Annotated in this window: 11 protein-coding genes; 8 read left to right on the top strand and 3 right to left on the bottom strand. The window is 36.3% G+C overall.

The genetic code is table 11. The features are described from left to right. Nucleotides 1–9: 9 nt before the first annotated feature. The 5 genes from HN014_RS16625 to HN014_RS16645 all read left to right on the top strand — a co-directional run bounded on the left by HN014_RS16625 (nt 10) and on the right by HN014_RS16645 (nt 4,855). Nucleotides 10–435 carry a PaaI family thioesterase gene (locus tag HN014_RS16625; protein WP_176029976.1) on the top strand — a complete coding sequence of 142 codons (426 nt, stop codon included), beginning with the start codon at nt 10–12 and terminating at the stop codon, nt 433–435. Nucleotides 436–439: 4 nt separating this feature from the next. Then, a complete protein-coding gene (locus HN014_RS16630; protein ID WP_176029977.1) occupies nt 440–1,519 on the top strand; it encodes an isochorismate synthase in 1,080 nt (359 codons plus the stop codon). A 55-nt stretch (nt 1,520–1,574) separates the two neighbouring features. Further along, nucleotides 1,575–3,302, top strand: a complete 1,728-nt coding sequence (gene menD, locus HN014_RS16635; protein ID WP_176029978.1) for a 2-succinyl-5-enolpyruvyl-6-hydroxy-3-cyclohexene-1-carboxylic-acid synthase — start codon at nt 1,575–1,577, stop codon at nt 3,300–3,302. Between the two features lie 103 nt (nt 3,303–3,405). Further along, nucleotides 3,406–3,747 carry a DUF2853 family protein gene (locus tag HN014_RS16640; protein WP_176029979.1) on the top strand — a complete coding sequence of 114 codons (342 nt, stop codon included), beginning with the start codon at nt 3,406–3,408 and terminating at the stop codon, nt 3,745–3,747. Nucleotides 3,748–4,021: 274 nt separating this feature from the next. Then, a complete protein-coding gene (locus HN014_RS16645; protein WP_176029980.1) occupies nt 4,022–4,855 on the top strand; it encodes a S1 RNA-binding domain-containing protein in 834 nt (277 codons plus the stop codon). A 20-nt stretch (nt 4,856–4,875) separates the two neighbouring features. Here the strand turns inward: HN014_RS16645 and HN014_RS16650 are convergent, their stop codons facing one another. Both HN014_RS16650 and HN014_RS16655 read right to left on the bottom strand, forming a co-directional pair. Continuing rightward, nucleotides 4,876–5,388, bottom strand: coding sequence for a hypothetical protein (locus HN014_RS16650; RefSeq protein WP_176029981.1), 513 nt, complete (start codon nt 5,386–5,388; stop codon nt 4,876–4,878). A 120-nt stretch (nt 5,389–5,508) separates the two neighbouring features. Further along, the gene (locus HN014_RS16655) at nt 5,509–6,705 is read right to left on the bottom strand and encodes a hypothetical protein (RefSeq protein ID WP_176029982.1); all 1,197 of its coding nucleotides are present in this window, start codon (nt 6,703–6,705) and stop codon (nt 5,509–5,511) included. Nucleotides 6,706–6,860: 155 nt separating this feature from the next. Between HN014_RS16655 and HN014_RS16660 the strand changes: the two genes are divergently transcribed. From HN014_RS16660 to HN014_RS16670, 3 genes are all read left to right on the top strand, one after another. Continuing rightward, entirely contained in the window at nt 6,861–7,703 is an 843-nt protein-coding gene (locus HN014_RS16660) for a 1,4-dihydroxy-2-naphthoyl-CoA synthase (RefSeq protein WP_176029983.1), read from the top strand. Nucleotides 7,704–7,879: 176 nt separating this feature from the next. After that, entirely contained in the window at nt 7,880–8,632 is a 753-nt protein-coding gene (locus HN014_RS16665) for a hypothetical protein (protein WP_176029984.1), read from the top strand. A gap of 44 nt (nt 8,633–8,676) precedes the next feature. Beyond that, complete coding sequence (locus tag HN014_RS16670; RefSeq protein ID WP_176029985.1) at nt 8,677–9,279, top strand: hypothetical protein; 603 nt, start codon at nt 8,677–8,679, stop codon at nt 9,277–9,279. A 21-nt stretch (nt 9,280–9,300) separates the two neighbouring features. Here HN014_RS16670 and HN014_RS16675 read toward each other — a convergent pair whose 3' ends face one another. Further along, entirely contained in the window at nt 9,301–11,715 is a 2,415-nt protein-coding gene (locus tag HN014_RS16675; RefSeq protein WP_176029986.1) for a thiamine pyrophosphate-dependent enzyme, read from the bottom strand. Nucleotides 11,716–11,749 lie beyond the last annotated feature (34 nt).

An 11,749-nucleotide genomic window follows, 5' to 3' on the forward strand; every position in this document is an offset into this window, starting at 1 on the left:
GACGTATAGATGGATTTGACAAAAGAGCAAATATTGCAGGAATGTAATAAAATCTGTAAGGATACCTTGATGGAAACACTGGCGATACATTTTTGTGATGTGGGAGAAGATTATCTGGTAGCAAAAATGCCGGTAACCTCCCGGGTATACCAACCGGATAAGGTATTGCATGGAGGCGCTATGGTAGCATTAGCAGAGAGTGTAGGGAGTGCTGCTTCCATGATTTTTTTAAACTCCAGTGAATTTTATATCCGTGGGATAGAAATCTCAGCCAATCACGTAAAAAGCATTCGAGAGGGATATGTATATGCTACGGCTCGTGCGGTTCACAGAGGGAGAACTACCCAGTTGTGGGATATCAAAATTAAGGATGAAAACGAACAGCTTATTTCTTCGGTTAAATTGACAACGATTGCCCTGCCAAAAAATAAATAAGAATATGAACTTAGCAGAAGTGTATGCTAAAATAGGGGCACAATTAGACAATGAACTTCCTTTTGTCATTTATAGAAAAAAAGAAGAAAATAGCTGTACTGCTTTTTTGCAGCAGGATGCGACGGTATATACTACCAATAGCTATTCAGAAGCAGGATTCGTATTCGCACCCTTTGACCTGGAAAGCGAGCAAGCGATAGTTATGCCGTATGCAAAGAGTGAGGTGATTACGTCGGCAACCATGCCTTTTTCTGATGTAGATAGAGTTGAGAATATAGCGGATAAGGTAGCTGATTGTGAGAAAACGGCCCATATTACCTTGGTAGAAAAAGGGATTCACGAAATACAAAACAGCAGTTTAGAAAAAGTAGTACTTTCTCGTACAGAAAAAGTGACGACCCAGCTGGATGATGCCTTGCAATTGTTTCATGAGTTAACTCTATTGTATTCCAATGCCTTTGTGTATTTCTGGTACCATCCTCAGGTAGGGCAGTGGGTAGGAGCTACTCCGGAAACCCTTCTAAAAGTAGAACAAGGTATATTGTCTACCATGGCACTGGCCGGGACAAAAACAGCAGAAGACGGTACTCCTGTCATATGGGGAGATAAGGAGAAAGAAGAACAGCAAATAGTAACGGATTTTATTGTGTCAGGGCTATCTCATATAACTGATAACCTGCAGCAATCAGCAGTGTATACCCATCAGGCAGGTTCTTTGTTTCATCTCAGAACGGACCTGAAATGTACTATTGCAGAAAAAACAAATCTGAAGGACATCATTACAGTCCTGCATCCGACTCCGGCTGTATGCGGACTTCCTAAAGAAAAAGCGAAATCATTTATTATGGCCAATGAAGGTTATAAACGCACATTCTATACCGGATTTCTTGGACCACTGCATATGGGAGTAGCACAGAAATCCGAGCTGTTTGTAAACCTGCGGTGTATGGAGGTATTTGCAGCACATGTTAAGCTATTCGTAGGAGGAGGAATCACCAAAGACTCTGTTGCAGTGTCTGAGTGGGAAGAAACAGTAAAGAAAACAGAAACCATGAAAAAAGTACTGCGAATTGTTGGTACTTGATAATCGCTAAAAAAATTTAGCGAAAAAAGTATTGATATTGTATTTTGCATCCAGAATGAAAAAACATAGCTACTACTCTAAAATTCCGTTGTCACAGACAATCGTAAGCTTGTGTGAAGCAAAAGGAATTCACCATATTGTAATATCCCCGGGATCGAGGAATGCTCCATTGACAATTGGGTTTACCGGAAATCCGAGAATGAACTGTTATAGCATAGTTGATGAACGATGTGCTGCTTTTTTTGCCCTGGGATTAGCACAGCAAACCGGAAAACCTGCAGCGCTGGTATGTACTTCGGGAAGTGCACTGCTTAATTATTATCCGGCAGTGGCAGAGGCGTATTACAGTGATATTCCTTTGGTGGTAATCAGTGCAGACAGACCTATAGAACGAATTGACATTGGTGATGGACAAACCATACGGCAAAAAAATATATTTGAAAATCATATTTTGTATTCTGCCAGTCTCTATTCTGAGGTAGTTGCTACTCAGGAGGTGGTCGATATTCATGTTAAACAACGCCATCATGAGGTGTATAAACACAATGCGAGAGAAGTAAATCTGGCATTGAATAAAGCAATCGAGCAAAAAGGACCGGTACATATCAACGCACCTTTTTATGAACCTCTATATGATAAGCTTGAAAACCAAACCGTTTTTCCGAAAAATATTCCACTGGAAGATAGTCGCTATCACTTTTCTGAATCACTGAAAAAAGAAATGCTGGAACGATGGAATACAACCGATAAGAAAATAGTTCTTATAGGAGTGAATAGTCTGAACACACTAGATCAAAAATGGGTAGATGTATTGGCTAATGACCCTTCGGTACTGGTATTGACAGAGACGACCTCTAATATTTACCACGATTCTCATATAAACTGTATCGATCAGTTGATAACACCTCTTAGTGATAAAGAGTTTTTGGCATTACAACCAGCAGTACTGCTGACAATAGGAGGAATGGTAATTTCTAAAAGAATCAAAGCTTTTTTGAGAAAATACCAGCCACAATCACATTGGCATATTGATGAGAAAAAAGCATTTGATACCTATTTCTGTCTGACAGAGCATATTAAGTTGAATCCCAATTTGTTTTTTGAAACATTAGCGGATGAATTGGTAAGTGTAGCGAGTACCTATAAAAAAGACTGGCTGGCTGTTAGAAAAGAAAGAAGGCATAAGCATGCGGCATACCTGAAACAAGTCGCGTATTCTGATCTAAAAGCTTTTGAAAGAATTTTTGAGCAGATGCCCGAAGGACAATATATCCAGTTGAGTAACAGTTCTACGGTGCGATATGCCCAGTTGTTTTCTTTAAGTCCTTCATTCAGGCTGTTTTGCAATCGAGGGACAAGTGGGATTGACGGGAGCACTTCTACTGCTATTGGAGCAGCAATTGGTTCTCAAAAACCTACTACCTTAATTACAGGAGATCTTAGTTTCTTCTATGATAGTAATGCCTTGTGGAATGCATATATCCCTGCTAATTTTAAGATTATTGTCATTAACAATAGTGGAGGAGGGATTTTTAGAATATTGCCGGGAAAAGAAGAAAGTGAAGCCTTTTCTACTTTTTTTGAAACAAAACACTCGTTAACGGCAGAACAATTATGTGCTATGTATGGAATAGTGTATCATAAAGCGAGCTCAGAAGAAGCCATTGTCTCGGGAATGGAGTCCCTGTATGCTTCAGACGATGTTCCGGCTTTATTAGAAATTTTCACCCCAAGAATAGAGAATGATAAGGTTTTAATCGGTTATTTTAGGTCTTTCGTCTGAAAAAAGAAGTTTAATCTTGATAATCAGTAAATAATTGCGCTATAATTATCTTATATTTGAGAGAGTAAGAACTAATTATTAACACTTAAACTATTATTACCTTATGAGTAAAAGAGACGAACTAATTCAAAAATACGCAGCTGATATTAAAGATAAAATCGGTCAGACTCCAGATATGGATTTATTGACTAAAGTTACTATTGGTTGTGGGCCATCTATCTATAATAGTGATGCCTCTACAGTTTCTGGTAGTGATGAAGGAGAGTTGAAGACAGTAAAAAATAATTTCTTGATAAAAAAATTAGGTCTTAGTGATGGACCAAAATTAGACGAAGCGATCAATGCTGTTATCGAACAGTATGGAAAGTCTAATAGAAATAAGTATAGAGCCGTAGTATATTATTTACTAACAAAACATTTTGGTAAAGAGGCTATATACAACTAAAAAAATCTTGTTTTTAGCAAAAGAAGGTACTTCGATTGGGAGTACCTTTTTTTTGTGTAGAAAATAACGTTAAACCTAGATTGGTGTGTTAGAACCTGGAGCTAAAGTTTATAAATAACACAAAAAATAATATTTCATCAAATTCAGCCGAGCACCAATGCGGGAATATAAGAAATATAACCATACGTATATTTTAGAGTAGTTTCGGACTGTAATGATTTTTTAATGCATAATCACGGTTAAAGAGTTATCTTTGCCGCAAAATACAAATGACATGCTACAACTAGGGAAATATAACACATTAGAGATTGTAAGAGACCGGGATCCGGGACTTTTTTTGAGTGATGAAGAAGGAAATGAAGTTTTATTACCTAATAAGTTTGTTCCTGAGGTTTTTGAAATAGGAGATACGATTAAGGTGTTTTTGTATTTGGATAATGAAGAGCGTATAGTAGCTACTACCCAGGAACCATTTATCACTGTCAATTCATTTGCGTATCTGAAATGTACTACCGTATCCAAAATAGGAGCGTTTATGAATTGGGGGGTAGATAAAGAGCTTTTTGTTCCTTTTAAGGAACAAGCATCTAAGATGAGAGAAGGGAGTTGGTATCTGGTCTATATGTATTTGGATGAAGAAACGGACAGATTAGTAGCCTCGAGTAAGACAAACTCATTTTTGGATAACTCGTTGGTATTATTAGCGCCATTTGATGAGGTAAGCCTGATTGCATCCCATCCTTCTCCATATGGCTGGAATATGATAGTGAATGGGAAATATCTGGGGCTGGTTTATCAGGATGAAATTTTTCAGAAAATTACAGTGGGAGATACGTTTAAAGGCTATGTGAAAAAAGTACGCCCGGACGGAAAAATAGATTTGACACTTCAGCGGCACGGATACCGAAGTATCGACCCGAATGCAGATCAGATCCTGAAAGAACTCAAAGCCAGTGGAGGCTTTATAGACCTGAATGACAAGTCAGATCCGGAGGATATTAAAGAGGTGTTTCAGATGAGTAAAAAGAGTTTTAAAAAAGCGATAGGGACACTTTATAAAAAACGACAGATACTGATCGAAAAAGATGGGATCCGACTTGTGGAATAAAAACAGCTTTCTCTGATAAATTACTGATTAGGAATGCAGAATGGATCAATAGTGGGGCGAATTGTTTCCAGTACTGCCTGATTGATGATACCATCCGTAATAGGGATTTCTGGATTATCCGGAGAATAAAATACTCGGGAACAAAGATTTCTGACTTGGTAAGATTTTCGATACCGCATATAATCCGTCAGGTAACCAATACGATCGTATTCAAATGTTTTCTTGTCGAGGAATTTACTGTTTTGATAACTTTCTGCTGTTGCTTTTTTCTTAGAAGTTTTCTTGTTACTGCTTTTTCTTTGTTGTAGGGAAGCAATACTAGAAGAATCTTTGACTTTTACTCGTTTCTTACTCCAGGTAAACTTGTACCATATAGAAGAAGAGGAAATTTGCTGATTCCCGGAATGATGAGTTTGGGATATATGAGAAACAGGTATGGTGTAAACCGCGTAGTTTGTGTTAAAAAAATTAGTTGATTGCTGAGAGAAGCCGATCAGCTGTGTAAATAAGAATAAAAATAAAAAATGTTTCATTGCTGATAAAAATTAAAATGTTTTTGATGATTCAGTAATTGTATCCGTTTTTTGGCACCAGGATGGTAGTGCCTTTACTTTTTAAGGCAAAAAGATGTATCGAAATCAGATCATTGTCTGTTACATATTGTAATTCCAATTTAATAATTTCCCAATGTGATTGAGTACTTGGTTATGGATCGTATCTAAATACATTTCTGTGATCAGATTGTAATTATTGGTGTAGTTAAAATTCAGGTTGTTAGTTCCATAAGAGTTGTTTATGAAGCTCTTGTCTTCTTGAGTTAATGCTCTTTTGTCCCCTGTATAAGTAACTTCTGTTTTTTCGAATGTTCTGGTACCAGAAAGGTTTTCATTAATTAAATACGGGGCAGCTTTAGTATCTTTTATTTTAATATTTAGTGTTCCGGTAATGTCTTTATGTTTTTTGTGATAGTGCACGGTAGCGGATACTGTTTTTTCTTTTCCGTTTTCCATTATTTGCGAGCTTCTTTTGATTGTATACTGGTGATTTTTTTCTGGAGATATATTTATTGAAACCCATTCTATCGCGATAACTCGATCAGCCTTTAACTTGTTCTGAACAAAATGACTCCCGACATTATTTACAGAAATGTCTTTTGATAAATGTTCAATAATGAAATCACTACTTACACTCGAATTATCATTTCCCCATTCAACATAATTACCTAGGTTTTGATAGGTTACAGGGGTGAAATATACATTCCTGGTTCCTTCTGCAATAGTGATATCGATTAGTTTTTTCAGGTCTTTGTAATTAGGGGTGAATTGGAGTGCACGTGTGAGATATGTATAGGCAATTTCATAGGCGTAACTGTTCTCTGTTTTGTTTAAAGATGCTTTTCCTTTAGTATAGAGGTCAGTAGTAGCTAATGCAGTAATGCTGTCTATAGAGGGAGTTTTAGTAAGCGGTGTGATGCCAGACGATGTTGCGAGCTCATTTAAGAATTGTATTGATCGCAGAGCGTTTGTTAGTCCTTCCCAGTTTTTGTCTTCTATTGGACTGGGGTGTGATAACGTATGTAAACGATCCTTGTGTTTTGAGATAGCGTTGTTGAATACTATAGAGAACTTCTCTTGTAGCCTTTTCTTTTTGGGTCTTTTTTTTAATTTACCAAACGCCTTGATTACTTTATGTTCATTAGCTTCTATATTTTCTATGTGTAGTAATTTTTCTTGAGTATAGGAGGTGTGATGCATGCAAAATGCAGTTAGGAAAAAAACTGTTTTTATCACTGTAAAGTTGGTGTGGGTAATTTTAGGAAATTTTGGAGGTATAAGTAAAAATTGTTTCATGTTTAATTTTTTTCTTCAGTAAATACAATAACTGTGCAAAGTACTATTAAGGCGGTGTTAAAAACAGTTGGTATTTTTACTTTTTGTTAACTTATAAAATCATGTGCAGAATACGATTTAATGTATTATTTTTGGTAGATAATAAATAGTAAATAATGAGCTTAATAAACTGGACAACAGTAAAAGAATACAAGGATATAACCTATAAAAAATCAGAAGGAGTTGCACGTATAGCATTTAACAGACCTAATGTAAGAAATGCATTTAGACCGCAGACAGTAACCGAATTATTTGAAGCTTTTTTAGATGCCAGAGAAGACACTTCTATAGGAGTTGTGTTGTTATCAGCAGAAGGACCTTCTACAAAAGATGGAGTTTATTCATTTTGTAGCGGAGGAGATCAGAGTGTTCGTGGTCATCAGGGATATGTAGGAGAAGATGGAATGCACCGATTAAATATTCTGGAAGTTCAGCGTCTTATTCGTTTTATGCCTAAGGTTGTCATTGCGGTAGTTCCGGGATGGGCAGTTGGAGGAGGACATAGCCTTCATGTAGTTTGTGATCTTACCTTGGCGAGTAAGGAGCATGCGATTTTTAAGCAAACAGATGCTGATGTAACCAGCTTTGACGGAGGTTACGGGTCCGCGTACCTGGCAAAAATGGTAGGACAGAAAAAAGCGAGAGAAATTTTCTTTTTAGGGAGAAACTATTCTGCGCAAGAAGCTCATGATATGGGGATGGTTAATGCAGTGATTCCTCATGATGAATTAGAAGAAACAGCCTATGAATGGGCACAGGAAATATTAGCAAAATCGCCAACTTCTATACGAATGTTGAAATTTGCTTTTAACGCTACAGATGATGGTATGGTAGGACAGCAGGTGTTTGCAGGGGAAGCAACACGATTGACCTATATGACAGACGAAGCAAAGGAAGGAAGGAATGCATTTTTGGAAAAAAGAAAACCTAACTTCAAGGATATCAAGTGGATTCCTTAAAAATTAAATAAAAAATAAAGATGAAGTCTGCTAAAGATTTTATATCTTAATATACGTTTTCGTAGCTGTTTTTTAATGTTTAATGTATTAAGAACAGCTACAATGCGTTTATATGTTGGGTTATTTTTTGTTTTGATGCTATTTTTGTCATCAGAATAAGGGAAAATAAATATTGTATGGATACTAAAGTAGGGGAGTACTTATCCATAAGATATAAAATTGAGAAAACATTATTGAAACAACAAAGTTTAGAAGGGAAACTAAACGCTGTTTCAGGGAAAATTAAAAAGGAACGAAAGCAGTACTGGTATTTTTTATCAGGAATATTGGTTTTTTTTAGTGCCATTGTTTTTTTGTGTTTGTATCATTGGGGAGGTATAATTAAAAAAAATGAAACGAAACATACCAGCGTCGTGGATGTGGTTTCAATTCATAAAATTAAAAATGAACTCATCGCAGTAAAAAGTGATGTGAATTCGTATAAAAATGAGCTAAAAGAAGAAGAAAAGCTTCGAAAAACATTGATAAAAGCATCTGAAAAGAAAGAGTATAGAAGAAGATACTGTATTCTTAATAAAGTGTATAAAAACAATGGTATAATTTTTATAGAAGCTGATTTTGTAGATTTTTTTAAAGGAGAAAAGGCAGTTCAAAAAGCAAAAGAACAAGGAAAGGCAATGCAGGCGATAACCAGTAAAGGAGATACGTTGTACTCCCTACCGGAAAAATATTTTGTAAGCAATGTGAATCCTAAGATCAGAGTTCTAAAAGTAAATGATAACGTACGATTAAAAAATATAAAAAATAGTTCCGAAGCTAACTATTCTTTGGCGCTATTTCAGAAGATAATTAAAGATAAATCGCTTTTGGTTTTGGAAATGAGTGATGGTGTGGTATATGGGATTTTCAAAAAAGATTTATCGGTATAACTAGCGAATGCATATATAGTAACCCTCACCCCAAAAAAAATATAATGCCACATATTGAAGACGAAGATCTTATATCGTTACATAATCAAATAGAGAAAGCAGAGACGAAACAGCTGGAACTGGAAGAGTTTCTGGAAGAAAGAGAGAAGGAATTTGATCAAAACAATCGAATCAAAAAAATATTGTCTATTGTATCTTTAGTATTGTTAATCGCATGTATTGGTGCATTCTTTTTTAAAGGAGAAGATGCTGTAATAAAACAAGATGCGAATCAGGATATGGCGGTATTCTCAACAGAGATGGATTCTCTAAAAATGCAATTGAGGCAATTGAGAGAGGATAAGGTTAATCTCGAAGAGATCAAAACGCTGTACCTCTATAGAAAACTCATTGATAAAGATACGGTATATTCAGTGCAGCTTCGGTCTTTTTCTACGAATAAAACTTCTTTGATCTCAGAAAAATTTACTAATATGAGATTTTATAGTGATACCTCTTATTATAAATTAAGTTTGGGAATTTTTGAAACTTTGCAAGAAGCCCAGGAGTTCCGAAAGCTTTTAATAGATCTGGGATTTAGTAAGAATATTTTTGTGATATCATATAAAAATGGAAAACGTCTACGCATAGAAAATAGCGTAGACTGATTTCCTTATTTCTTTTTTATATTATCTCAGTTTAGGATATGTTGCAGGTTTTGCTTCGTGCATAATATCGTAGACTGTTTCAAAAATATCTTCGGCAGAAGGCTTACTGAAATAATCTCCGTCTGTGCCAAAAGCAGGACGGTGGGCTTTAGCACTCAATGTTTGAGGCTTACTATCCAGGTAGTTATAGATGTTCTGCTCATCGATTAATTTGTGCAGGATATATCCGGTAGCTCCTCCAGGAACATCTTCATCAATAACTAGTAATCGATTCGTCTTGGCAACACTTTTTACAATATCATGAGAAAGATCAAATGGCACAAGTGATTGAACATCGATAATCTCTACATTAATGCCTACAGAAAGTAACTCTTTTCCTGCTTGCTCTACCAGTCGTAAGGTAGATCCGTAAGAAACTAATGTAATATCGTTTCCTTCTTTTACCGTTTCTACAACACCAACAGGGGTACGTATTTCTGCTAAGTTGCTAGGCATTTTTTCTTTTAGTCGATATCCGTTTAAGCATTCTACAACAACTGCCGGCTCATCGCTGTCTAATAAGGTATTGTAGAAACCAGCTGCTTTTGTCATATTTCTTGGTACGAGGATATGTATTCCTCTTAATAAGTGAATTAATCCAGCCATTTGAGATCCGGAATGCCAGATACCTTCTAGTCGGTGTCCTCGGGTTCTTACGATCATAGGAGCTTTTTGCTTGGCAAATGTTCTGTAGCGCAATGTCGCCAGATCATCACTAAGTCCTTGAATACAATACATAATATAATCCAGGTATTGTATTTCTGCAATAGGACGCAGCCCTCTCATGGCTAATCCAATTCCCTGACCAATAATAGTAGCTTCTCTGATTCCGGTATCGGAAATACGTAATTCACCATATTTTTCCTGTAACCCTTCTAATCCCTGGTTTACATCTCCAATTTTTCCACTATCTTCACCAAAAATCATTGTTTCAGGAAGTCTTTCGAAAATACGGTCGAAATTATCTCTTAGTATAATTCGTGCATCTACTAATGGAGCATCGTTCCCATATACAGGAGCTACTTCTTCTATAGCAGTAACTTTGTTATCACTTTCATTATACAGGTGGTCACTGTATTTTGGTTGTATCTTGTTAAAATAGGAATTGATCCAGTTTTGTAAGTGTGTTTTTTCTACAGAATCCTCTTTAATAAGGTATCGAAGCGCTTTTCTGGTGGCTTCCATAATATCCTTTCGTATCGGCTCATCCTTATTTTCCAACGCATTGATCAAAGGAGAGATAAAATTTTTATTAGCACTTACTTTTTCAATATCTCTAAGGATAGAAACTGCTTCTCGCTGTTCAGTCTTAATTTCAGAAAGATATGCATTCCAGGCAGCGGTTTTTCCTAAGCGAACTTCTTTTTTCGCCTCTTTTTCTATAGCGACCAATTCATCTGCCTCTGCAATATTGTGATCAATAATCCATTCTTTGAATTTTTTGATACAGTCGTGTTCTCTTTCCCAGTTAAGGCGTTCTTCACTTTTGTAACGCTCGTGAGAGCCAGAAGTAGAATGTCCTTGTGGTTGCGTTAATTCTTTTACATGAATAATAACGGGAATGTGTTGTTCACGAGCTAAATCTTCTGCTGTTTTATAGGCATCAATTAATGCCGGGTAGTCCCATCCGTTTACACAGATAATTTCATACCCTTCGTGTTTGTCATCTCTTCTGAAACCTTCCAGAATTAAAGAAATGTTTTCTTTAGTTGTTTGGTGTTTTGCATGAACAGAAATACCGTATTCGTCATCCCAAATACTTATAACCATTGGTACCTGAAGAACACCTCCAGCATTAACGGTCTCCCAAAATAATCCTTCACTGGTACTCGCGTTACCAATTGTTCCCCAGGCAACTTCATTTCCATTGATAGAGAAGTTATTTTCTCCGGCAACACTTTTTTCGTTTCTGTATATTTTAGAAGCTTGTGCCAAGCCTAACAGACGAGGCATTTGCCCGGCAGTAGGAGAGATGTCTGAACTGGAGTTTTTCTGAGCAGTCAAATTCTTCCAGGAGCCATCTGCATTAAGACTATGAGTAGCAAAATGCCCTCCCATCTGTCTTCCTGCTGCAAAAGGTTCTTTTTCTATATCTGTGTGTGCATATAATCCGGCAAAAAACTGCTGTACAGTATATTGGTCAATTGCCATCATAAATGTTTGGTCTCTGTAATAACCCGATCTAAAGTCTCCATTTCTAAAAACTCGAGCCATTGCTAATTGGGGAAGTTCTTTTCCTCCTCCAAAAATACCAAACTTTGATTTTCCGGTAAGTACTTCTCGTCGGCCTAATAAACTACATTCTCTACTTAATAATGCTGTTTTGTAATCTTTAAGTATTTGATTTCTATATTCTTCAAAAGAAATATTAGGAGTAGTTGTTGTTTCAGGCTGCATACGAACGATTTTTTATTCGATACAAATTTAATTA

Origin of the sequence: Aquimarina sp. TRL1 (assembly GCF_013365535.1) — a bacterium.
Lineage (GTDB): Bacteria > Bacteroidota > Bacteroidia > Flavobacteriales > Flavobacteriaceae > Aquimarina > Aquimarina hainanensis.

Bases quoted from the DNA above. Each gene is read 5' to 3' on its own strand.
- HN014_RS16655 (WP_176029982.1), bottom strand. From the start codon at position 6,705: ATGAAACAATTTTTACTTATACCTCCAAAATTTCCTAAAATTACCCAC.
- HN014_RS16630 (WP_176029977.1), top strand. From the start codon at position 440: ATGAACTTAGCAGAAGTGTATGCTAAAATAGGGGCACAATTAGACAAT.
- HN014_RS16640 (WP_176029979.1), top strand. From the start codon at position 3,406: ATGAGTAAAAGAGACGAACTAATTCAAAAATACGCAGCTGATATTAAA.
- menD (WP_176029978.1), top strand. From the start codon at position 1,575: ATGAAAAAACATAGCTACTACTCTAAAATTCCGTTGTCACAGACAATC.
- HN014_RS16660 (WP_176029983.1), top strand. From the start codon at position 6,861: ATGAGCTTAATAAACTGGACAACAGTAAAAGAATACAAGGATATAACC.
- HN014_RS16650 (WP_176029981.1), bottom strand. From the start codon at position 5,388: ATGAAACATTTTTTATTTTTATTCTTATTTACACAGCTGATCGGCTTC.
- HN014_RS16625 (WP_176029976.1), top strand. From the start codon at position 10: ATGGATTTGACAAAAGAGCAAATATTGCAGGAATGTAATAAAATCTGT.
- HN014_RS16675 (WP_176029986.1), bottom strand. From the start codon at position 11,715: ATGCAGCCTGAAACAACAACTACTCCTAATATTTCTTTTGAAGAATAT.
- HN014_RS16665 (WP_176029984.1), top strand. From the start codon at position 7,880: ATGGATACTAAAGTAGGGGAGTACTTATCCATAAGATATAAAATTGAG.
- HN014_RS16645 (WP_176029980.1), top strand. From the start codon at position 4,022: ATGCTACAACTAGGGAAATATAACACATTAGAGATTGTAAGAGACCGG.
- HN014_RS16670 (WP_176029985.1), top strand. From the start codon at position 8,677: ATGCCACATATTGAAGACGAAGATCTTATATCGTTACATAATCAAATA.